This is a genomic window from Arthrobacter sp. NPDC056493 (genome assembly GCF_042795115.1).
Taxonomy (GTDB): Bacteria; Actinomycetota; Actinomycetes; order Actinomycetales; family Micrococcaceae; genus Arthrobacter.
Genome location: NZ_JBHTSL010000078.1, coordinates 1 through 22,522, shown reverse-complemented (window position 1 = coordinate 22,522; position 22,522 = coordinate 1). Strand labels below are relative to the sequence as shown.

At 67.5% G+C, this 22,522-nt stretch carries 15 protein-coding genes; 9 read left to right on the top strand and 6 right to left on the bottom strand.

The genetic code is table 11. The features are described from left to right. Positions 1–48: 48 nt before the first annotated feature. The 4 genes from ACFQ50_RS22320 to ACFQ50_RS22305 form a co-directional block, all read right to left on the bottom strand. A complete protein-coding gene (locus ACFQ50_RS22320; RefSeq protein WP_377997791.1) occupies positions 49–786 on the bottom strand; it encodes an amino acid ABC transporter ATP-binding protein in 738 nt (245 codons plus the stop codon). After that, on the bottom strand, positions 783–1,547 hold the full coding sequence (locus ACFQ50_RS22315; RefSeq protein WP_354258232.1) for an amino acid ABC transporter permease: 765 nt from the start codon (positions 1,545–1,547) through the stop codon (positions 783–785). The genes ACFQ50_RS22320 and ACFQ50_RS22315 overlap by 4 nt, the downstream gene beginning before the upstream one ends. A gap of 18 nt (positions 1,548–1,565) precedes the next feature. Then, entirely contained in the window at positions 1,566–2,516 is a 951-nt protein-coding gene (locus tag ACFQ50_RS22310; protein ID WP_377997790.1) for an ABC transporter substrate-binding protein, read from the bottom strand. A gap of 286 nt (positions 2,517–2,802) precedes the next feature. Continuing rightward, a complete protein-coding gene (locus ACFQ50_RS22305) occupies positions 2,803–3,513 on the bottom strand; it encodes a 3'-5' exonuclease (protein WP_377997789.1) in 711 nt (236 codons plus the stop codon). On the opposite strand from ACFQ50_RS22305, the gene ACFQ50_RS22300 reads away from it, so the two are divergent. The 4 genes from ACFQ50_RS22300 (at position 3,512) to ACFQ50_RS22285 (ending at position 10,924) form a co-directional block, all read left to right on the top strand. Beyond that, on the top strand, positions 3,512–3,634 hold the full coding sequence (locus ACFQ50_RS22300) for a hypothetical protein (protein ID WP_377997788.1): 123 nt from the start codon (positions 3,512–3,514) through the stop codon (positions 3,632–3,634). The genes ACFQ50_RS22305 and ACFQ50_RS22300 overlap by 2 nt on opposite strands. A 23-nt stretch (positions 3,635–3,657) precedes the next feature. Then, positions 3,658–4,074 (top strand): MGMT family protein, encoded by a 417-nt coding sequence (locus tag ACFQ50_RS22295; RefSeq protein ID WP_377997787.1) that lies wholly within the window; start codon positions 3,658–3,660, stop codon positions 4,072–4,074. Positions 4,075–4,211: 137 nt separating this feature from the next. Further along, positions 4,212–7,475, top strand: coding sequence for an ATP-dependent helicase (locus tag ACFQ50_RS22290; protein ID WP_377997792.1), 3,264 nt, complete (start codon positions 4,212–4,214; stop codon positions 7,473–7,475). Then, complete coding sequence (locus tag ACFQ50_RS22285; RefSeq protein ID WP_377997786.1) at positions 7,472–10,924, top strand: ATP-dependent helicase; 3,453 nt, start codon at positions 7,472–7,474, stop codon at positions 10,922–10,924. Before ACFQ50_RS22290 ends, ACFQ50_RS22285 begins: the two co-directional genes overlap by 4 nt. Before the next feature lie 128 nt (positions 10,925–11,052). Here ACFQ50_RS22285 and ACFQ50_RS22280 read toward each other — a convergent pair whose 3' ends face one another. Continuing rightward, a complete protein-coding gene (locus ACFQ50_RS22280) occupies positions 11,053–12,447 on the bottom strand; it encodes a macrolide 2'-phosphotransferase (RefSeq protein WP_377997785.1) in 1,395 nt (464 codons plus the stop codon). Between the two features lie 163 nt (positions 12,448–12,610). On the opposite strand from ACFQ50_RS22280, the gene nudC reads away from it, so the two are divergent. From nudC to ACFQ50_RS22265, 3 genes are all read left to right on the top strand, one after another. Continuing rightward, entirely contained in the window at positions 12,611–13,663 is a 1,053-nt protein-coding gene (gene nudC, locus ACFQ50_RS22275; protein WP_377997784.1) for an NAD(+) diphosphatase, read from the top strand. A gap of 87 nt (positions 13,664–13,750) precedes the next feature. Further along, positions 13,751–15,883: an ATP-dependent helicase gene (locus ACFQ50_RS22270; RefSeq protein ID WP_377997783.1), complete on the top strand. Its 2,133-nt coding sequence runs from the start codon at positions 13,751–13,753 to the stop codon at positions 15,881–15,883. Next, positions 15,883–16,515, top strand: a complete 633-nt coding sequence (locus ACFQ50_RS22265) for a M48 family metallopeptidase (protein WP_377997782.1) — start codon at positions 15,883–15,885, stop codon at positions 16,513–16,515. Before ACFQ50_RS22270 ends, ACFQ50_RS22265 begins: the two co-directional genes overlap by 1 nt. A gap of 16 nt (positions 16,516–16,531) precedes the next feature. On the opposite strand, the gene ACFQ50_RS22260 is transcribed toward ACFQ50_RS22265, so the two are convergent. Beyond that, entirely contained in the window at positions 16,532–17,962 is a 1,431-nt protein-coding gene (locus tag ACFQ50_RS22260) for a zinc-dependent metalloprotease (RefSeq protein ID WP_377997781.1), read from the bottom strand. A 222-nt stretch (positions 17,963–18,184) separates the two neighbouring features. Between ACFQ50_RS22260 and ACFQ50_RS22255 the strand changes: the two genes are divergently transcribed. After that, positions 18,185–19,345 (top strand): PDZ domain-containing protein, encoded by a 1,161-nt coding sequence (locus ACFQ50_RS22255; RefSeq protein ID WP_377997780.1) that lies wholly within the window; start codon positions 18,185–18,187, stop codon positions 19,343–19,345. A 129-nt stretch (positions 19,346–19,474) separates the two neighbouring features. Beyond that, complete coding sequence (locus tag ACFQ50_RS22250; RefSeq protein ID WP_377997779.1) at positions 19,475–22,459, top strand: UPF0182 family protein; 2,985 nt, start codon at positions 19,475–19,477, stop codon at positions 22,457–22,459. Positions 22,460–22,522: the final 63 nt, after the last annotated feature.

Here is a 22,522-nt window from a genome sequence, read left to right as displayed (position 1 = left end):
GTGCCAGAGTTTTTCGGTGTTTCGGTGTTCCGGTGTTCTGGTTGGCCGCTAGAGGACGTCCGAGAGGAAGCCCTGCAGCCGCTCCGTCTCCGGGTTGCCGAAGACCTGCTCCGGCGGACCGGACTCCACCACCACACCGCCGTCCATGAAGGTCACGCTGTCCGAGACGTTGCGCGAGAAGCCCATTTCGTGGGTCACCACCACCATGGTCATGCCGCCCTTCGCCAGGTCCGCCATGAGGGCCAGGACCCCCTTGACGAGCTCGGGGTCGAGGGCGGAGGTGGCCTCATCGAAGAACATGACCTCCGGCTTCATGGCGAGGGCGCGTGCGATCGCCACCCGCTGCTGCTGACCGCCGGAGAGGGTGGCAGGGCGGACGTCGGCCTTGTGCCTGAGCCCGACGAGGTCGAGCTGGCTGAGGGCCTCCTCACGCGCCTGCTCCTTGGGCAGCTTCCGCAGCTTCCGCAGGGCGAAAGCCACGTTCTCGCCGACGCTCTTGTGCGGGAAGAGGTTGAACTGCTGGAACACCATGCCGATCCTGCGCCGGAGCTCATCAGGGTTCTCCTTCAGGACCGACTTGCCGTCCAGGAGGATGTCTCCGGCATCCGGTTCGATCAGCCGGTTCATGACGCGCAGCAGGGTCGACTTACCGGAGCCGGACGGACCGATCACCGAGGCAGTGGTGCCAGCCGGGACGCTCAGGTCAATGCCGCGGAGGACCTTGTTGTGCCCGAAGGCGAGATGGACGTTTTTCGCTTCGAGAGAGCCTGACGTGAACTGGCTCATGAGTGGGCTCCCTTCCCGACGACGGCGGCAGCCTCGTCCGGTTCCATCTTCTGCGGCCGGCCGGTGCGCAGGCGCGCGTCGATCCAGTTGACCAGGTGCGTCAGCGGGACAGTCATCGCGAGGTAGAACACGGCAGCCGCCACGTAGCCGGACAGGTTGCCGCTCCGGGCGGCGGCGTCCTGGCCGATCTGGAACAGTTCCCGCTCGGAGGCCAGGAGTCCCAGGGTGAAGACCAGCGAGGACTCCTTGATCAGCGCGATGAACTGGTTCACCAGCGCCGGGAGCACCCGGCGGATGCCCTGCGGCACCACGACCATGCGCAGCGAGGGGCCGTACCCGAAGCCCAGCGCCCGCGCGGCCTCGAGCTGGCCCTTGTCCACGCTCTGGATGCCGGAGCGGAAAATCTCTCCGATGTAGGCGCTGGACATGAGCGAGAGTGCGGCTATGCCCATGGGGTACGGGCTCGTGACCCCGGTCAGCTCGCGGAAGATCGGGCCGAAGCCGAGGCCGATGACGAGAATGGTCAGAACCGCCGGGAGTCCACGGAACACGTCCGTGTACACCCGGGCGGCCCACCGCGCCACAGGATTACGCGAGATGCCCATCAGGGCCAGCACCATGCCGGCCACGCAGCCAATGATGCCCGAGACGATTGCGAGGACGAGGGTGTTGGGCAGACCGACCGAGAACATGGCCGGGAGTACCTCGGCGATGGCCTTCCAGTCGAGGAAGGTCTCGGCGAGCCTGTTCAGATAATCCATGTGGCGCCTGTCAGTTGGTTACTTCGTGGGGACCTGGACGGCCTTGCTGCCCGGCTTCCAGCCCTCAGGAGTCTGCTCCTTGATGGTCGGGCGGTCCGTGTACCACTGGGTGGTGAGCTTGGTCCACGTGCCGTCGGCGATCACGGCGTCGAGCGCCGAGTTCAGCGCGTCATTGAGGGGCTGGTTGTCCTTGGCCACTGCGTACGCCGTGAAGTTCTGGGTGTTGACCTTCTTCTCGGCGATCTTCGTGCCGTCGCCGGACTTGACCTGGCCCTCGGCCTGCTGCGACGGGGCAACCCAGGCGTCGATCTGGCCGCTCTTCACGTTGGCGTAGACGGTGTTGTAGTCCGGGAAGCGGACCGGCTCCAGCTTCAGCGTGTTGGTGACGAAGTCGTCCTGGACGGTGCCCTGCACGACGCCGATGCGTACACCCTGCTTCAGGTCGTCGAAGGTCTTCACCTTCGCGTCATCCTTGGTCACGATCGCCATGTAGCCGAAGTCGTAGCCGTTGGTGAAGGCCACGGTCCCGCGGCGGGCGTCCGTGGTGGAGATGGAGGAGGATCCGACGTCGAACTGCTTGTTCTTCACCTGGGCAAGGAGGCTCTGGAACTTGGTCGACGCGAACTCCACTTTGAGGCCGAGCTTGGCCGCCATGGCCTTCAGGAGTTCGTTGTCATACCCCGTGAAGTTTCCATCCTTGTCGATGAAGATGTTGGGCGGGGCGTCGGACAGGGTGCCGACCTTGAGGACGCCCGGGGTGATCAGGCCGAGCTTGGACTTGTCGATCTTGTCCAGGGCGGTGACGTCCTTGGTGGTGTACTTGTCCAGCGCCTGCTGGTCGCTGCCGGCGAGGGCATCGGTCGACGAGCCACTGGGAGCAGCGGTGCCTCCACCGCAGGCAGCCAGGGATACGGCCATGACCACGGCCACGGGAACCGTGGACAGCCACTTCAAGGCTTTGATTTTCATCACGCATCACTTTCATTGGGATAAACGGGGGCGGGCAATCAAGCCGTCTGTCGCCGGGATCCGGCGCCGCAGAGGCGCGCCCGCAAAACTTAATTGTCTCACCTGGCCTTAACGTGGCCGTTAGACGACGTAATGAACGGAACCTGGCGGCATTGGCCGAATATAATGCGGACTTTAGGCAACCGGCAGGTCAATAGCAATGAAAGAATTTGCTGTTACAGAATCAGCAAGGCATTGCCCGGGCACTGGCAGGGTGTGCCCGTTTTTGTGAAATGCGTCGCACCAGTCAGAAGCCGCCGCGGCTGGCGTCCTCAGGAGGCAGCACCGGCCAGTCACCCTCGATGACGGCGGCGGGCTTGGTCTTGCGGAGGTACTGCTGGAAATCGGCCGCCTGGCTGACGGCCCAGTCCACCTGAAGCTGGTGCAGCTGGCTGGCCGGCATGCTCAGTTTAGGGAATTTGCCGGCCATGGCGTCAAGCATGCGCAGTGTTGCGAGTGCGTCCGCGGCTGATGTGTGGGCGTTTTCCAGCTCGACGCCGTACTCCTCGCACAGGGCCGTCAGCGTCCTCTTGCCCTTGCGGTACCGGTCCACCTGCTTGTTCATGATGTAGGGGTCCAGGACGGGGAACCGGCTCAGCTGCGGCACGCCGTAGCGGGCCGACTCGGCGGCCAGGACGGTGAAGTCGTAGCTGGCGTTGAAGGCGATCACCGGAACGCCGTCGTCGAAGAGCCCCTGGAGCACGGCAGCGACTTCCTTGGTGACCTCGGCTGCAGGCCGGCCATGGCTGCGGGCGTGTTCGGTGGTGATCCCGTGGATGTCGCTTGCCTCCGCCGGAATCTCAACCCCCGGGTCAGCAAGCCATTCATGCTCCCGAATCACGTCCCCGGAGCTGTCCACCAGGGTGACGGAAGCCGTCACGATCCGGGCGGCACGGGAGTTGCGGCCCGTGGTTTCGAGGTCGAACGCGGCCCGGGGGAGAGTGTTCCAAGTGCTCATGGCTCCAAATTACCCGGAGGCACCGACAGTAACGGTGCTTGCCCTGCGCGTGTCCGGCATGCTGTGGGAAGACGCGGTGTGGGACGACGCACACGGCGCCCGTCCTGACGGCCGATGGTGACTGCCGGCCGATAGTCTGGGGACATGCGGGCGGAGTATGTAGAGGCGGTGTTGGCGGTGGTCGACCTCATCCCGGCCGGCTCGGCGGTGGCTTATGGCGATGTCGCTGAACTCCTTGGGGCCGGAGGGCCGCGGCAGGTGGGGTCCGTGCTGAGCCATTACGGCAGCGGCGTTCCGTGGTGGCGGGTGCTGCGGGCCAGCGGACTGGCCCCCGATGGCCATGAGTCCGAGGCCCTCAACTACTACCTGCAGGAGGGCACGCCCCTGCGCGGCGACTATCGCGGGTACCTGCGGACGGGCGAAGGCCGGTGGCGGGTGGATCTGACCGCTGCGCGGTGGGCCCCGTCCGACGCCGACTTCGACGCCCTGGACGCGATTGCCGAGCGGCTCGAAGCGTCGCTGCGAAAATTGTCAGTGCCGGATGATGGAATGTCCGTGTGACCGCAACCCTCGATCAGACCGCCCATCCGGCGTCAGTCCACCCGGCATCCGCACTCACATCGGAACGGGACCACGCGGACTCTTTCGCCGCCGCCCCGTTCCCGCCCACCGGTCTTCGGCTGCTGCCCCCGCGCCAGGTGCACTCCCGCGTTCTGGTCCTCACCGCGGACCAGCTGGCCGCCGTCGACCTGCCCCGGGGATCCGGCCCCGTGCTGGTCCCCGGCGCGCCCGGCACCGGAAAGTCCACCGTGCTCATCGAGGCGGCCATCCGCCGGGTGGAGGCGGAAGGGGTGGACCCCGAACGAATCCTCATTCTCGCCCCCGGACGGCTTGCGGCCGACACTCTCCGTGACCGGTTCACCGCAAGGCTGAACCGGAGTCTGAGCACCACGCCCGCCCGCACCTGGGCAGCGTATGCCTTTGACCTCATCCGCCGTGCCAAGGCAGGGGGGCTCCTGCCGCTGTCGAAGGCTCCGCGGCTCCTGTCCGGCCCGGAGCAGGACCTCATCATCAAGGAACTGCTGGAGGGGCACGCCCTGCCGGGCCTCGGGCTGCCCTGGCCCGATGACCTGACCGCGGCCCTGCCGACGCGCGGGTTCCGGCACGAGGTCCGCCAGCTCTTCGACCGTATTACAGAGACGGGCCGCACAGCCGAGGACCTTGCGGGGCTGGGCCACGCCTGCGGACGGCCGGACTGGATTGCCGCTGCCGCACTGTATGCCGAGTACCGCGACGTCCTGGACCTGCGGATGCCGGAGGCCTTTGATCCCGCGGGCATCATCACCGCGGCCCGCCAGCTCTTTCAGGATTTCCCGGACTTCCTGGCGGCGGAACGCGACCGTCTCCAGCTGATTCTGGTGGACGATATCCAGGAGGCCAACCCGGCCGTCTTCGAACTCCTCGCCGATGTGGCCGCCGGCAAGGATGTCTACGTGACGTCCGCGCCGGACACAGTGGTGCAGGGCTTCCGTGGAGCCCGTCCGGACCTCGTGGCAGAGCTCCCGGGCCTTCTGGGCGGCGAGGAGCGGACAGTGGTCGAGAAGCCGCTGTCCCATGCCCACCGCCACCAGCCGGCCGTGGCCCAGGCGTGGCTGGGAGTCGCCGACCGGATATCCCTCCGGTCCGGCGGCCAGCTCTCCCGCCGCCTGGACCCGGTCGGCCCGGACCCTGCTGATAGTGCCGGAGACCCCGGTGATACTGCTTCGGGTGACGCTGCCCGGCCGGCAGGCGGCACCGTGGAGGCGCACCTTCTGCCCTCGGCCGTGCATGAGTTGCGGTTCGTCGCCCAAAGGATCCTCGAGGCACATCTCAGGGACGGGCGTCCGTTCGAGGACATCGCCGTCATTGTCCGGAACGGCGGCCAGCTGAGCCAGCTGCAGCGCTACCTGACCGGCCAGGGGATTCCCGTGCGGATTCCGGTGGCTGAGTCCGCCGTGCGCGATGAGGTGGCCGTCCGTCCGCTGCTCGATGCCTACGCGGTGGCCCTGGATCCCGCGGTCCTCACGCCCGAATCTGCCGTGTCGTTGCTGACGTCCCGGATCGGCGGGGCAACGTCCCTCGAACTGCGCCGGCTCCGCCAGTCGCTGCGGCGGGAGGAACTCCTGGGCGGTGGCGGGCGCTCCAGCGATTCCCTGCTCGTGGAGGCGCTCCTGGAGCCCGGCGCGCTTGGCTCACTGGGCATCGAAGGCCGGTCGGCGCGCAGGGTGGCGCGGATGATCCAGGCCGGGCAGAAGGCCGTTGGCGAGTCCGGGTCCAACGCCGAGACAGTTCTGTGGGCACTCTGGCACTCCACCGGGCTCGCGGCGGCATGGACGGCCGCTGCCCTGGCCGGCGGACTTGTGGGGGCGCGGGCGGACCGGGACCTGGACGCCATGATGGCGCTGTTCCACACTGCCGAGCGCTACGTGGACCAGATGCCCGGATCGGGCCCCGAACAGTTCCTGGAGTACCTGCTGAACCAGGAACTGCCCATGGATACGCTGGCGGCGCGGGCCCAGGTGGACGACGCCGTGGAACTCATGACGCCTGCCAGCGCCGCCGGCCGGGAATGGCCGTTCGTCATCGTCGCCGGCCTGCAGGAAGGCGTCTGGCCCAACACCCGCCTCCGCGGCGAGCTGCTGGGCAGCACGCTGTTCGCGGACGCCGTCGAACACGGTGTGGAGTACGCGCTCCAGCTTGGTCCGCTGAGCCGGCTGCGCGAGATCCGGTACGACGAACTCCGCAGCTTTTCCACGGCGGTGTCCCGGGCCAAGGACGTGCTGCTGTGCACCGCCGTGTCGTCGGAGGATGAACAGCCGTCCTCCTTCCTGGACTACGTCGCGCCGCTGCCGCCCGACCAGGAGGGCCGCGGCTACACGCCGGTGGAACGGCCCCTGACGTTGCGTGCGCTCGTGGCGGAACTCCGCCAGTACGCCCAGCTCGACGGCAGGCTGGCCGCGGAGGCGGATGAGGCCGTGCGTGTGCTGGGCCGCCTTGCCACGGCAGAGGCTCCCGTTCCGGGAGCCCATCCGGACACCTGGTGGGGGCTGGCCCCGCTGACGTCCGTGGACCGGGTTGTGCCTCCGGGCGGCACCGTCTACGTTTCGCCGTCCAAGGTGGAGTCGGTGCAGAAATCGCCGCTGGACTGGTTCATCCAGGCCGCCGGCGGCGAGGCGGCAACGGATTTCGCCCGCAGCCTTGGCACCCTGGTGCACGCCATCGCCCAGGACCTTCCGGATGCCAGTGGAGCCGAGTACCTCGCCGAACTGGTCCGGCGCTGGCCGGCCCTGGGCATGAAGGACAACTGGGAAGGGAAACTGGACTTCCGCAGGGCGGAAGCCATGGTCCGGAAACTGGCGCAGTACGTCCTGGTCATGCGCAGCGAAGGCCGGCGTCTGGCGGGTGTCGAGCAGGACTTTGAAGTGATCCTGCCTGAGCCCGGTGCCGTTCCCCGCGGCGATGTTCCCTCCGATGACGGTCCCCGGTCAGCCGTCCTGCGCGGACAGGTGGACCGGCTGGAGATCGACGCCGAGGGGCGGCTGGTGATCGTTGACCTCAAGACGGGCAAACGGCAGCCGGGCAAGGCTGAACTGGACAGGCACCCGCAACTGGGCGCCTATCAGGCAGCTGTGCTGGCCGGAGGTTTTGGCGCCGCCGAGGCTTCCGACGCCGGGCCCCAGCCCGGCGGCGCGGTGCTCGCCCAGCTGGGCACAGCCACCAAGAGCCCGGGCATCCAGCAGCAGGATCCGCTGGACCCGGGGGACAACTGGGCCCTGGAAATGGTGAACGACTCAGCCGCCGTGATGTCCGGCCACGAATTCGAGGCAAGGCACGATCCCGCCAAGGCCGGATTCGGCGGCGTCGGCTGCCGGCTTCCGGAAGTATGCCCGCTGTGTTCGCGGGGAAAGCAGGTTACCGAATGAGCCGGACGGCAGAGCTGCCCGCGCCCAGATTCAGTCCCGAAGAGTTGACTCTCCTGCTGGGGGAGAAAAACCTGCCGACGGCGGAACAGTCGGCCATCATCTCCTCGCCGCTTGCACCCCGGCTGGTCATCGCCGGCGCGGGCTCCGGCAAGACGGCCACCATGGCCGACCGCGTCCTCTGGCTGGTGGCGAACGGATGGGTCAAGCCGGAGGAAGTCCTGGGCGTCACGTTTACCAGGAAGGCCGCCGGTGAACTTGCCAGCCGCATCCGTGCCAAGCTCAGTGCGCTGCAGCGGACGGCCGCCGGCGGCGCCGGCGGTGCCATGGCAGGGGCGCTTCTCAGCGCCGACGCCCTGGAACCCAAGGTTTCCACCTACCACTCGTTCGCCAGCGGCATCGTCTCCGACTACGGCCTGCGGCTGGGGATCGAGCGGGATGTCGTGCTGCTCGGCGGCGCACAGGCCTGGCAGCTGGCCAGCGAGGTGGTTGAGGCGTTCGACGGCGAATACTCGCATTTCAGGGTGGCCAAGTCCACCCTCGTCAAAGCCGTCATCCAGCTCGCGGGGGAGTGCGCGGAGCACCTCCAGGAGCCAGCGGATGTCCAGGGCTGGCTGATGCAGCGGTTCGCCGGGTTCGAGGCCCTGCCGTATGTCGCCGGGGCCAAGAAGAACCCCACCCAGGCCGCCGGCGAACTGGGAGCCATGCTCCGGACCCGGGCAAGCGTGGCAGAGCTCGTGGGGCGGTATGCGGAAGCCAAGAGAGCACGCGGAGCGCTGGACTTCGGCGACCTCGTGGCGCTCGCAGCACGTGTGGCCCGGGAGGTGCCCCTGGCCGCCGAGATGGAGCGCCAGCGCTACAAGGTGGTGCTGCTGGATGAATTCCAGGACACCTCGCACGCCCAGCTGGTGCTGTTCTCCAGGCTCTTCGGGGACGGCCATGCCGTCACGGCCGTAGGTGATCCGAACCAGTCCATTTACGGCTTCCGCGGGGCGTCCGCCGGACAGCTGTTCCACTTTGTCAATGAGTTTCCGGTCTGTGTGGCGGACAGCCAGTCAGGAGAGGCATCCCGGCGTCCCGCCCCCGTTTCGTATCTGACCACGGCCTGGCGGAACGGCCGCAACATCCTGGCCGCCGCCAACCTCATCTCCGCTCCGCTCAGCGCCGCGGCGGCGCAGGCGGGACCCGCGGGGCAGCGATCCTCCAGCGCCGCCGTGGAGGTCCCTGCGCTGCGGCCGAGCCCGGCCGCGGTGCAGGGCCGGGTGGTGATTGGCCGTTTTGCCACCGATGAAGATGAAGCAGCGGCGATCGCCAAGGACCTCCTGAAGTTCCGGGCCACTGATTTCGACGGGTCCTCCCCGGAACCGCGCGTCCAGCCTGCCATGGCCGTACTGTGCCGCAGGCGCGCGCAAATGGAATGCCTCCGCAAGGAGTTCGAGGCCACAGGAATCCCCTACGAAATCGTGGGCCTCGGGGGGCTGCTGGACACTCCCGAAATCGTGGACCTGGTCTCCACGCTGCGGGTCCTGGCGGATCCGGGCCGCTCGGATTCGCTGATGCGGCTCCTGGCCGGTGCCCGCTGGAGGATCGGCCCCGCCGACCTTATGGCGTTCCGGGACTGGTCCTCGTTTCTTGCCCGGCGCCGCGGCACGGTTGATAGCGGCCGTGGGCTGGGTGCGAACGACCTGTCGGGCGACGGGGATCCGGAAGCTGCCGACGTCGTCATCGAGGGCGACATCACCGATTCGGCCAGCCTCGTCGAGGCCTTGGACTGGCTGCCCAACGAGGGGTGGACGTCCGCCCACGGCCGCCGCCTGACACCTCCGGCCCGGGAACGGCTGCAGCGGCTGGGCACGGAGCTGCGGCAGCTCCGGGGGCTGATGGGCGAGGACCTGACCACCCTGCTGGGCGAAGTGGAACGGGCCATGCTGCTGGACATCGAGGTTGCCGCCAGGCCCGGGTTCAGCATTCACCAGGCGCGGCGGAACCTGGATGCGTTCCAGGACGCGGCCGCGGGATTCCTGCAGACCTCCCACCGGGTGGACGTCCTGGCCTTCCTTTCCTGGCTGGAGGCGGCCGCATCGGAGGAGGGCGGCCTGGACGTGCCGCCCGCAGACGTCAACCACGAGGCCGTGCAGCTGCTGACGGTGCACGCCTCGAAGGGTCTCGAATGGGACGTCGTGTTCGTGCCGGGCCTGAACTCGGGCGCGTTCCCCAGCAGCCGCGACTCGAGGTGGAGCAGCGGTGCCGCGGCCCTGCCCTGGCCTCTCCGGGGTGACCGTGCGGATCTTCCACAGTGGGACATTGACCAGCCGGACCAGAAGGGATGGCTGGACGCCGAGAAGGTGTTCAAGGGTGACGTCCAGGCCCACGGCGAGGCTGAGGAGCGGAGGCTGGCCTACGTTGCCTACACCCGCGCCAAACACGTGCTTTGGGTTTCCAGCGGAGCGTGGGTCGGCGGGCGCGGCGGGATGGCGGAGATGTCGCCGTTCCTTGCCGAGCTGGCGCCTCTGGCAGAGGGGGAAACCGCGGAAATCCACCCTGGTTCTGTGGATGAGGAATCCCTGCCGCAGGAGAGTCCCCTGACCCGGGAACTGGAGGTGGCGGGCTGGCCGTATGATCCGCTGGAAGGTCCTGTTGACCCCCGCAGCGGCAACCGGCTCCGGCTTGTGCCGGGACGGCGGGCGGCCATGGACCGCGCCGCGGAACGGCTGCTCACCGAGATCGCCGCCGTCGAAGCTGGTGCGCCGGGGCTCCCGGCAGGCCAGGGGCTCCGTCCCCAGGCTGCAGGTTGGGATCGCGAGGCTGCCCTCCTTCTGGAACGGCGTGCCAGGCGGGCCCGTAGCCGCGACGTGTATCTGCCCGGGCATATCTCCGCGTCCACTCTGGTGGACCTGGGGGAGGACGCCGAGGCTGTTGTCCAGCGGCTACGGAGGCCCGTCCCGCGCGAACCTGGCATGTCCGCGCGCAAGGGCACCGCTTTCCACGCCTGGGTGGAAGAGTACTTTGGAACGGCAGGAATGCTGGATCTAGGCGAAGCACCCGGTTCTGACAACCACATCGACGAGGCCTACGGCCTCGATGACATGGTGGCCACCTTCAGGGACTCCCGGTGGGCACACCGCTCGCCCGCGTACGTGGAAGTCCCGGTGGAGACCCGGATCGGCGACGTCGTTGTCCGCGGCCGCATCGACGCGGTGTTCCAGGACGCCGACGGCGGCTGGGACCTCGTGGACTGGAAGACCGGCCGCCGGCCGTCCGCCGGGCAGCTGAAGACCAAGAGTGTCCAGCTGGCCGTCTACCGGCTCGCCTGGGCAAGGCTGAAGGGCGTGCCGCTGGAAGAGGTCCGGGCGGCCTTCTTCTACGTCGCGGACAACCACGTGGTGCGCCCGCACGACCTGGCATCTGGCGCCGAACTCGAAGAGATCGTGGCTGCCGCCCTGGCAGGTTAGGTGCGCACGCAGGTTAGGGGCGCACACGGGTTAGGGGAGCGCACGGGCTACGAGGTTCACGCCAGCCAGGAAAACTGGCCGGTTGGAACACTCGCCGGTTGAACGCTGGCCGGTTGAACGCTGGCCAGTCAGGTCGTCTTGGCGTCAACCACCGTGAGGGCGACAGTGGAGGTGTCGGTGCCTGAGGGCTTCGGGGCCGGTGCATCCCCAGGTGCCTCGACCTTGGCACCGTCTGCTTCAGCACCGCCAGGGGCGCCGGCACCCTCCGCCGCGTCAGAATCCTCCGCTGCGCCCTGCGACGTGTCCCGGTCTGACGGCTGGTCTGCGTTCTCCCGGCCGTCCTCCCCGTCAGCCGGGATGGACGTCACCTCGACCGGGAGGGGCTTCGCGTCAACCGGGACAGGTGCCGCGTCAGCCGGGATGGGCGTCACGTCGACCGGGATGGGAGTCACCACAACCGGGATGGGCGTGACGTGGACGGCGGGCATGGCCTCGGAAATGTCGGTGGCCGCCGGGGCGTCGACGAGGCCGGGTGCGGCCGGTGCCTGGCCGGCTGGCGCGGCGTCGGGCTTGGCCGGGGGCGGCGGTTCCACGCTGATGGGCTGGCCGCCGTATTCGGCGATGTCGTCCGCCAGCGTGGAAAGCATTCCTTCGGCCTCGGCGATCATGTCGGCGTCGGCCGCCGCGATGCCCTTGACAAGGTACTGGGCCAAGGCAAATTCGGCCGAGAGCGCGGCACGGCGCAGCAGGTGCGTGTCCGGTGCGTCCCGGCGCTTCGCGGTGTAGTGCGTGACCACGGCGTCGACGAAGTCGTGCTCATTGGATGCCACGAGCCAGGCGAGATCGTCGGCGGGGTCGCCGATGCGCAGGTCGGTCCAGCCGGTGACGGCCGTGACGCGGTGGCCCTCGACCAGCAGGTTGTCCTCGTGCAGGTCCCCGTGGACCACGCAGGGGTTGAACCGCCACAGTGAGACGTCTTCCATGGCGTGCTCCCAGCGGCGCAGCAGGAGGGCCGGAATCTTGCCTGTGGTTGCGGCCATGTCGAGTTCATTGAGCCTGCGCTGGCGAAACTCGTTGGGGGTGTAGCTGGGCAGGTCCGCGTTGCTGACCAGCGCGCGGGGCAGGTCGTGAATGGCCGCCAGGGCGGTGCCGATCTCCTTCGCCAGCTCCTGCGGACCAGCCGTCAGCTCTTCAACGGTGCGCGTGGCGCCGTGCAGGTGGGAGTACACGAAGGTGGTCAGGTTCTGCTGCCGGACGGTGCCGGCCACCGTGGGCATGAGAAACGGCAGTTCGGCCCGGATGCCGGGTGCGAACGCGCGCAGCACCAGGAATTCGGTCTCCAGCCTGGTGCTGGCTTCCGCGTGCCGGGGTGAGCGGACGCGCCAGCGTTTGCCTTCGGCATCCAGAAGGAGAGCCGAATCAAAGTCTGCCGGGTCGTCCGGGGCAGAGCTCACAGCAGTCGGGCTCAGTCCGGGGACTGCCGCGGTGGCCACAGCTGCCAGTTCGATTGGTTCTCTTCTCACGGTTCCACGGTAGATTGAGCGGCGTCCAAGACCATGATGTGTCGCGGCGAGTCTCGAGATCCGCCTAAATATGGCTGCGCGGGGGCCAACGGAGAGGTACCTCCAGGCCCGGCGGCGGCCGCCCGAAATGTAAATTGTCACTGCGAGTCAGTACGGTGGATACATGAGTCATGCGGAGGCCGCAGTGCCGGTCGGTCAAGCGGGCGGCGCGATGCCGGAAAATCAGCTGTTGGCCGGCGAACTGCCGGCCAACCATCTCTTCGACACCGTCCTGCCGGTCCGGCCCGCAATGGTCAACAGGGGGTCGGTTGAACGGATGAGGCCCGGCCTCGTTCCGGATCTGCTGGCAGCGGGAACGGCCAAGGCCATGCTCCTGTCCGGCCGGCACGCCCTGGTCCACGGGGACGCACTGGTCCTGGCAGAGGCCGGACCGTTGCTGGACCGGCTCGAACGGTCGGCGTCCGGCCCGGTGCATATCATCTATCTCGGCGCGGCACTCGGCTCCGGAGACCTTCCCGCAGGAACCGGCGTCCTGCTGTTCATCCTGCCCGAACCGGTGGACCCCGGTCCGGCCGGCTTGCCCGCCGGAGCCAGCTGGGAAGGCTTCCGGGACGTCGCGGCGCAACTGGATCCGACCCACACCGCGCTGTTCGTTGAGGCCAGTGCCATTGCCAACTGGCACGCCACCCACACCCACTGTCCCCGGTGCGGCGCCGTCACAAACGTGGAGGCCGGCGGATGGGTCCGGCGGTGCCCGGCTGACAACTCCGAACACTACCCGCGCACGGATCCGGCCATTATCGTCACGGTGGTTGGCCCGGACGGCCGTGTCCTGCTGGGGGGAGGCGGTCCGCTGGACGCCAAGAACTACTCCACGCTGGCCGGGTTCGTCGAGCCCGGGGAATCCCTGGAACAGGCCGTGGTCCGGGAAATCCAGGAAGAGGTGGGGGTGCGGGTCAAGGCATGCCAGTACCTCGGCTCCCAGTCGTGGCCGTTCCCGGCGTCCCTCATGCTCGGCTTTACCGCCGTCACCGATGACACGGAAGCAAAGCCCGACGGCGTCGAGGTCACCAGGGCGCGCTGGTTCAGCCGGGAGGAAGTCCAGGAAGCCGTGCTCAGCGGTGAAATCGTCATCTCCACCAGGCTTTCCATCGCCAGGTCCCTCATCGAGCACTGGTACGGCGGCGTGATCCAGGACCGTCCGGCTGACGACTGAACAGTCCTCAGGCCGGCAAAAACCTACTTCCGTAAACGCCTCCATGGCGGAGCAGCCCATCCATCCCCGTAAAGCAAGCAGCAAGAAGTGACGACAGAAAATCCTGATGGCAACGCCTCCCTGGAGGACCGGATCCTTGGCGGCCTCGACGCGGAGCAGCGGGAAGTGGCCACCACCCTGACCGGCCCGCTCTGCGTGCTCGCCGGAGCCGGCACCGGCAAGACCCGCGCCATCACCCACAGGATCGCCTACGGTGTGCAGTCGGGGGTGTACAGCCCGCAGCGGCTGCTGGCTGTCACGTTCACGGCACGCGCGGCAGCGGAAATGCGCAGCCGGCTCCGCGACCTTGGGGTCGGAAACGTCCAGGCCAGGACATTTCACGCGGCCGCGCTGCGGCAGCTGCAGTTCTTCTGGCCGCAGGCGGTGGGCGGGGCGCTGCCCAACCTGCTGGACCACAAGGCGCAGATGATCGCCGAGGCCGCCCGACGGCTCCGGCTCAGTACCGACCGCGCCTCCATCCGGGACCTGGCGTCCGAAATCGAGTGGGCCAAGGTATCCATGCTCACCCCCGCCAACTACCTGGAAAACGCACAGGACAGGGGCGCGCCTGGAGGCTTTGACCTCACGGCCGTGGCCCGGGTGTTCCAGGCCTACGAGGACGTCAAGACGGACCGCAACGTCATCGACTTCGAGGACGTCCTCCTCATCACCGTCGGCATCCTGCAGGAAGACCCCAAGGTGGCGGCGACGGTCCGGGAACAGTACCGGCACTTCGTGGTGGACGAATACCAGGACGTTTCGCCGCTGCAGCAGCGGCTCCTGGAGCTCTGGCTTGGTGGCCGCAACGACCTGTGCGTTGTGGGCGACGCCAGCCAGACCATCTACTCATTCACCGGAGCGTCCCCGAAGCACCTCCTCGGGTTCAAGGCCCAGTACCCGGACGCGAACGTGGTCAAGCTGGTCCGGGACTACCGGTCCACTCCGCAGGTGGTCAAGCTCGCCAACGATCTGCTGGCCTCACGCCGGAGCGGCGGACCGGCGGCCGACGCTGCCTGGGCCGCCCCGCTGAAGCTCGTGGCCCAGCGGAACCCCGGACCCCAGCCGCACTTCACAGAGTGCACGGATGACGAAGCCGAGGCTGCAACGGTCGCCGGCAAGATCCGCACCCTCCTCGACGACGGCGTGCCGGCGAGTGAAATCGCTGTCCTGTTCCGCACCAACGGCCAGTCGGAGGCCTACGAGCAGGCTCTGGCGTCGGCAGGGATCGGCTACCAGCTTCGCGGCGGCGAGCGGTTCTTCGCGCGGAAGGAGGTCCGCGACGCGATCCTCCAGCTCCGGGCAGCCACCCGTGCCGTGGCCGAGTCCGACCCCCAGCCTCTGGGCCAGCTGGTGCGCGATATCGTCGCGTCACTGGGCTACACAGACACCGCCCCGCACAGCGGCGGCGCCTTGCGGGAACGGTGGGAATCCCTGGCCGCGCTGGTGGCCCTGGCGGACGAGCTGGCGCAGAACCGCGGGCCGCAGTTCGGCCTGGCCGACTTTGTCAATGAGCTTCAGGAGCGCTCCGTTGCCCAGCACGCCCCGACCGTCCAGGGGGTCACGCTGGCGTCCCTGCACGCGGCAAAGGGTCTCGAATGGGACGCGGTATTCCTCGTGGGGCTGAGTGAGGGGCTCATGCCCATCTCTTTCGCTGACGATCCCGCCGCGGTGGACGAGGAACGCAGGCTGCTGTACGTCGGCATCACCCGTGCCCGCGAGCACCTGTCCCTTTCCTGGTCCACCGCCAGGACCCCGGGCGGGCGCGCCAACCGGAAGCCGTCCCGCTTCCTCGACGGGCTGCGCCCCGACTCGGTGGCCAGCTCGGCCGCCCGGGGGAGGGGAACCACGCCGCGCCGCAAGGCGGCCGCCCCCGCCTCGTGCCGGGTCTGCGGGAGCATGCTGGCCAGCGGAGCCGAGAGGAAGGTTGGCCGCTGCAGCCAGTGCCCGCCCAGCTATGAAGAACAGACGTTCAACGCGCTGCGTGAATGGCGCAAGGAGGTCGCGCATTCCGCCGACGTCCCTGCCTTCGTGGTTTTCACCGATGCAACCCTGACAGCCATCGCCGAGGCCAGGCCTTCCTCACTTGAGGAACTGGCCCGGCTCGCCGGCGTCGGCCCGTCCAAACTGGAGCGGTACGGCGAGGCAGTCCTCGCGGTCCTGACGGAAAGCAGCACGCTGTAATGCCCGGGAAACCAGAAACCAGCACGCCACTGACCACCCACGACGGCGCTCCCGTGGAGGTCCGCCGCTCCGCCCGCCGGCGCCGCACGGTGGCGGCCTTCTGGGAGAACGGCACCGCCGTCGTGGCCATCCCCGCCCACTTCAGCAGAGCGCAGGAAGCGGACTGGGTTCACCGGATGCTGGAGAAGCTTCGGACCCAGGGGGAGAAGCGTTCCAGCGGTGCCGGGCGGCGGCCTTCCTCCGACGCGGCGCTGGCCGCGCACGCCGCGCAGCTCTCGGCCAGCTACCTCGGCGGCAGGTCGGCCCCGGCCTCGGTCCGGTGGGTCAGCAACCAAAACTCCCGTTGGGGTTCAGCAACCCCCTCGGACGGGTCCATCCGGCTTTCCGACAAGCTCCGGCCCATGCCGCAGTGGGTCATCGATTATGTGCTGCTGCATGAACTGGCGCACCTGCTGGTGGCGGGACACAACGCGGCGTTCTGGAAGCTGCTCGAGGCGTATCCCGAAACGGAGCGTGCCAAAGCCTTCCTGGAAGGCGTGTCCTTTGCCACGTCGCGCGGGCTGGCCCCCGACGATGCAGGACAAACAGAAGAGGCCGACGCCGGGCGGTTACCCTTCGACGTCGGCCTCTAGTTCGGCTGGAACTACACTAGCCCTTCGGCGCCTCGCCCTCGTCGTCGGCAGGGTTTTCGCCTTCGTCACTGCCGGTCTTTTCGTCACCGCTGTCAGCCAGGCTGTCGAAGCCGCCGTTCAGCAGCTTCTGGAGGGCGTCGTCCACCTCGCTGTCACTGGCTTCGGCGAGCTTGCGGCGTTCGCTGAATCCCTTGGGGTCGTCAAGGTCCTCGGCAGTGGGGAGGAGGTCGGGATGCTTCCAGATGGCGTCGCGGCCGTCGATGCCGCGCTCGGCCTTGAGCGATGCCCACAGTGTGGCTGCTTCGCGGAGGCGGCGGGGCCGCAGCTCCAGCCCCACGAGGGAAGCGAACGCGTGTTCCGCGGGACCGCCGGTGGCCCGCCGGCGGCGGACCGTTTCGCGGAGCGCCGCTGCGGAGGGGAGCACTTTTTCGGTGGCGGCTGCGGTGAGCTCGTCCACCCACCCCTCGACAAGGGCCAGTGCGGTCTCCAGCTTCTGCAGGGCCTGGTCCTGTTCGGGCGTGCGCTGGGGCATGAAGACGCCCTGCGACAGGGCCTCCTGGATTCCCTCCGGGTTGCTGGGGTCGAGATCCCGGGCCAGCTCTTCGATCCGCGACGTGTCGATGTGGATGCCGCGGGCGTAGGCCTCAATGGCACCGAGCAGGTGCCCGCGAAGCCACGGAACCTGGACGAACAGGCGGGCGTGGGCGGCCTCGCGGACGGCGAGGAAGAGCCGGATGTCGTTTTCGGGAAGGCTGAGCCCCTCGCCGAACTTGGCCACGTTGCCGGGAAGCAGTGCCATCTCCAGATCGGCCAGCGGAACGCCGATGTCCGTGGAGCTGACCACATCGGTGGAGAGTGCTCCGATGGCCTGGCCCAGCTGCATGCCGAAGATGGCGCCGCCCACGTTCTGCAGCATGGACGAGGCGCCGCCCATCATGGACTTCATCTCCTCCGGCATCTGCTCCGTCATGGCTGTGGAGAGGGCGTTGGCCACGCTGTTGGCCACCGGCTCCGTCAGCCGCTTCCAGGTGCCGAGCGTCTCCTCCACCCATTCGGCGCGGGACCACGCCTTGCCGATGAGGCCGGTGGCGGGCAGGTCCGTCACCTGGTCCAGCCAGAGTTCCGCGAGCCGCAGCGCCTCATCCACTTCCCGTGACTGCGCGGACGTGACCGACGGGTCGGCGCTGCCGGCGGCAACACGGCGGGCGTTGTCATGGGCGAGCTTCCAGTTGACGGGGCCCTCCGAGGGCGCACTCATCATGGCCTGCACCTGGGAGAACATCTGGGCCAGCAGGTTGGGATCGTTCGGCAGTCCGGCGGCTTTGGCCAGTTCTGCGGGGTCAATGTCACCCAGGCCCTTGCCGCCCATGAGGTTCTGCAGCATCTCCGCCAGCGGATCCTTTGGATTTTCGTCGCCGTTGGACGGATTGAGTGGATTGGAGGTCATGATCCCGCCGATCGTCGGTGTGACTATTAATCAACTTCACGCTACCCCTGTGTGGGAGTGGCTGTCTGCCGAAAGCCGGGACGTTCGCTGTAGGCAAAGAGCTAACGGCAGGCCGGGACGCGTAGTGTTAGAAGCCGGAACGTATGTAGGCTGCGCCCCGGCCGTCCGCCGGGCTGCGGCCGCGGTGCAGCGCTGAATGACGCGGTGCGGAGAGGTCCTTCAGTGACGATAACCAAGGGCGGCCAGCCCGCAGAGGAGTCCCCGGCGCCTGCCGCCGGTGGCGGGAATCCCGACGGAACCGAGGATGCCCGCCGGTGGCGGCGTGCCCGGGGCAGGGATCCCCGCATCTCCGCCATGACACTGTCCGGGCTTCTTGCGCTCGGGCTGGGCGTGACGGCCGCGGTTCTTCCCGTCCCTTACGTGGTGGAATCGCCCGGGCCCACGTTCAACACACTGGGCACGGAAAATACGAAGCCGGTGATTAGCGTGTCCGGCCGCGAGACCTTCCCGGCCAAGGGCAACCTCGATCTCACCACTGTCTATGTCGACGGCGGCCCCAACGGCCCCGTGAGTGTCTTTGAGGCGTTCTCGGCGTGGCTTGACGGCTCCAAGGCGGTGTACCCCGAGGAACTGATCTTCCCGACGGGCGTGACCAAGGAGGAATCACAGCAGGAGAGTGCCGTGGCCATGGCCACGTCGCAGGAAAACGCTGTGGCGGCGGCCCTGAAGGGGCTGGATATCCCTTACACGCAGAAGCTCGAAGTGGCGGACCTGTCTGAGGGTTCGGCCGCGCAGGGCAAACTGCAGAAGGGGGACGTCTTCACCTCCATCAACGCCAAACCTGTCACGTCACTTGAGGTGATCCAGGAAGAACTGGCCGCCGGAAAGGGGAAGCCCGCGGTCGTCGTCGTAAGCCGGGACGGCAAGCAGGTGACCGAAACGGTGACTCCAGCGAAGAACCCGTCCGGACGCTACATCCTGGGCGTGCTGCTGCAGTACCGCTTCACCTTCCCGTTCGACGTAAAGATCTCCCTGGACAAGGTGGGCGGCCCCAGCGCCGGGATGATGTTCGCCCTGGGCATCACGGACACCCTGACGCCGGGCGATCTCACCGGCGGAAAACACATCGCCGGGACCGGCACGATTACCCCCGACGGCGTGGTGGGACCGATCGGCGGCATTGCCGTCAAGATGCACGGTGCCCGGGCCGATGGCGCCACCATGTTCCTGGCCCCGGCGGCGAACTGCGCAGAAGTTGTGGGGCATGTTCCGGACGGGCTGCAGGTGGTCAAGGTGGAAAACCTGGCGGAGGCAAAGTCCGCCGTCGAGCTGGCCGCCAAGGGCGCCGACACGTCGGGACTTCCCACCTGCACCAACAACTAGACTAAATCGAGGAACTAAGGCTCCGGTCCGCTCGTGGCACTAATTGACAGCCGGTGCCGGCGCTATGCGTGGCCTCCACTGAAAACTTAAAATTAAGACCAGCAACTGACAAAGCTATGAGGTACGAGTTTGTCCCGTCCTGCCAGCCCCACCCCGCCCGGAAGACTCCAGACAAGGCGCGGTGCATTGACGCCCACGCTCATCGTCGTTGCGCTGGTTGTTGTCGGGTTCATCTTCTTCGCCAATGTATGGACGGACGTCCTGTGGTACCAGCAGCTTGGCTACTTCGAGGTGTTCCTGACTGAGAACCTGGCGAGAATCGGCATTTTCGCCGCCGGCTTCCTCATCATGTTCGCGGCCGTGTTTTACGCGATCCGGATCGCCTACCACGCCCGCCCGGTCTACGCGCCGGACTCGGAAATCCGGGACAACCTCAACCGCTACCAGGCGCAGCTTGAACCCGTGCGGCGCGTGGTCATGATCGGGCTGCCCGTGCTGTTTGGGCTCTTCGCCGGCAGCGCGGCCTCCAGCCAGTGGCAGAAGGTCATGCTGTTCTTCAACCAGGAGTCCTTCGGCCAGAAGGATCCGGAGTTCGGGCTCGATATCGGCTTCTACCTGATGACGCTGCCGTTCCTGGGCTTCGTCACCGGGTTCCTGATCAGCGTGGCAATAGTGGCCGGTATCGCGGGCATCCTCACGCACTACCTGTACGGCAGCATCAGGATCATGGAGCGCGGCATCTTCACCAGCCGCGCCGCGCAGATCCACCTCGCCGTCACCGGTGCCTCGTTCCTGATCCTGCTGGGCATCAACTTCTGGCTGGACCGCTACTCCGCACTGCAGAACAACGGCGGCCGCTGGGCTGGCGCGCTGTACACCGACGTCAACGCCGTCATCCCCACCAAGGCGATCCTGGCCGTGGCGGCGGCACTCGTGGCCATCCTCTTCATTGTCGCGGCCATCATCGGCAAGTGGCGGCTTCCGGTGATCGGCACGGCGATGCTGGTCATCACCTCCATCCTGGCCGGCGGCGTCTACCCGTGGGTCATCCAGCAGTTCCAGGTGCGCCCGTCCGAGCAGACCCTGGAACGGAAGTACATCGAGCGGAACATCGGCATGACCCGGTCGGCGTACGGCCTGGACCAGGTGAAGGTGGAGCGGTACAACGCCACCACCACTACTACCCAAGGGGCCCTGGCCCCGGACGCGCAGACCACGGCCAACATCCGGCTCCTGGATCCGAACCTGATCTCGGACGCCTTCTCGCAGCTTGAGCAGTTCCGCCCGTACTACCAGTTCCCCAAGGCGCTCAACGTTGACCGGTACACGGTGAACGGCAAGGTGCAGGACACCGTCATCGCCGTGCGTGAGCTCAACCCGGACGGCCTCGCCGCCGACCAGCAGTCCTGGCTGAACCGCCACGTCGTGTACACCCATGGCTACGGTGTGGTTGCCGCGAAGGGCAACAAGTTCACGGTCGACGGTAAGCCGGAGTTCCTGCAATCCGGCATCCCGTCCACCGGTGTCCTCGGCACTGACGCGACCTACGAGCCCCGCATCTACTTCGGTGAGGACTCCCCGGAGTACTCAATCGTGGGTGCCCCGGAAGGCGCTCCGCACCGCGAACAGGACCGCCCCGCCTCGAAGGAGGGCGGCGAGACGCAGTACACGTTCACCGGAAACGGCGGCCCGAACGTTGGCAGCTTCCTTAACAAGGTCCTGTACTCGATCAAGTTCCAGTCCTCGGACCTGCTGCTGTCCGACGGCGTGAACGACGCCTCCCAGATTTTGTACGAACGCAACCCGCGTGAGCGCGTGCAGAAGGTGGCGCCCTACCTTACGGTCGACGGCAATGCCTACCCCGCCGTGGTTGACGGCCGGGTCAAGTGGATCGTGGACGGCTACACCACCAGCCAGTACTACCCGTACTCGCAGCAGGAGCAGCTCTCCGACGCCACCACGGACTCGCAGACCACCGCCGGCCGCAACGTGGCGCTGCCCAACAGCTCCGTCAACTACATCCGGAACTCGGTTAAGGCCACCGTGGACGCCTATGACGGCTCCGTGACGCTGTATGCCTGGGATGACCAGGACCCGCTCCTGAAGGCCTGGCAGAAGGTGTTCCCTTCCACCCTGAAGCCGTATTCGGAGATGTCCGCCGCTGTCATGAGCCACGTCCGCTACCCGGAGGACCTGTTCAAGGTCCAGCGTGAACTGCTGGGCCGCTACCACGTCACGGATCCCGTGAGCTTCTACAAGAACGACGACGCGTGGAGCGTTCCGAACGATCCCACCGTGTCGCAGGAGGTCAAGCAGCCGCCGTTCTACATGTCGCTGCAGATGCCGGACCAGAAGACGCCCGCGTTCCAGCTGACCTCGTCCTACATTCCGCAGGTGGTCAACAACAACGCCCGGAACGTCCTCTACGGCTTCCTCGCGGCCGATTCCGACGCCGGCTCACAGAAGGGCGTGAAGGCCGAGAGCTACGGCCAGCTCCGGCTGCTGCAGGTTCCGCCGGAATCACAGGTGCCCGGTCCCGGCCAGGCGCAGAACAAGTTCAACTCCGATCCCACCGTGTCCCAGGCGCTTAACCTGCTGCGGCAGGGTGCCTCGGATGTGCTCAACGGCAACCTGCTGACACTTCCCGCCGGCGGCGGCATGCTCTACGTCCAGCCCGTGTACCTCAAGTCCACGGGTGAGACCTCCTACCCGACGCTGCAGCGGGTACTCGTGGCCTTCGGCGACAAGATCGCCTTCGAGCCCACCTTGGACGAGGCCCTCAACAAGCTGTTCGGCGGCCGGTCCGGAGCAAGCGCCGGAGACTCGCCAAACAACGGCAAGACTCCCACGTCTCCCGGCACGACGCCCGCTTCGCCGGGCTCGGAGGATGCCAAGGCCGCGCTGAAGGCAGCCCTGGATGAAGCCAACGACGCCATCAAGGCCGGCCAGGCCGCACTGGCGAAGGGCGACTTCACCGCATACGGAGAGCAGCAGAAGAAACTGTCGGCCGCGCTGCAGAAGGCCCTCGACGCCGAGGCGAGACTTGGCAGCACCGGGACCGCCAGCAGCCCGACGTCCCCGTCCGCGACGCCGACGCCGTCACCCAGCAGCTGATCAACCGGCACGGTTGAGCGGCAGCTGATCGAGTGAAAGGCCGGCCCCTCCCCACGATGGGGA

What these genes read in the sequence shown, in the direction of transcription:
- ACFQ50_RS22320 (WP_377997791.1), bottom strand. Translation starts at nt 786, where the DNA reads ATGAGCCAGTTCACGTCAGGCTCTCTCGAAGCGAAAAACGTCCATCTC.
- ACFQ50_RS22315 (WP_354258232.1), bottom strand. Translation starts at nt 1,547, where the DNA reads ATGGATTATCTGAACAGGCTCGCCGAGACCTTCCTCGACTGGAAGGCC.
- ACFQ50_RS22310 (WP_377997790.1), bottom strand. Translation starts at nt 2,516, where the DNA reads ATGAAAATCAAAGCCTTGAAGTGGCTGTCCACGGTTCCCGTGGCCGTG.
- ACFQ50_RS22300 (WP_377997788.1), top strand. Translation starts at nt 3,512, where the DNA reads ATGGCTCCAAATTACCCGGAGGCACCGACAGTAACGGTGCTTGCCCTG.
- ACFQ50_RS22305 (WP_377997789.1), bottom strand. Translation starts at nt 3,513, where the DNA reads ATGAGCACTTGGAACACTCTCCCCCGGGCCGCGTTCGACCTCGAAACC.
- ACFQ50_RS22295 (WP_377997787.1), top strand. Translation starts at nt 3,658, where the DNA reads ATGCGGGCGGAGTATGTAGAGGCGGTGTTGGCGGTGGTCGACCTCATC.
- ACFQ50_RS22285 (WP_377997786.1), top strand. Translation starts at nt 7,472, where the DNA reads ATGAGCCGGACGGCAGAGCTGCCCGCGCCCAGATTCAGTCCCGAAGAG.
- nudC (WP_377997784.1), top strand. Translation starts at nt 12,611, where the DNA reads ATGAGTCATGCGGAGGCCGCAGTGCCGGTCGGTCAAGCGGGCGGCGCG.
- ACFQ50_RS22265 (WP_377997782.1), top strand. Translation starts at nt 15,883, where the DNA reads ATGCCCGGGAAACCAGAAACCAGCACGCCACTGACCACCCACGACGGC.
- ACFQ50_RS22260 (WP_377997781.1), bottom strand. Translation starts at nt 17,962, where the DNA reads ATGACCTCCAATCCACTCAATCCGTCCAACGGCGACGAAAATCCAAAG.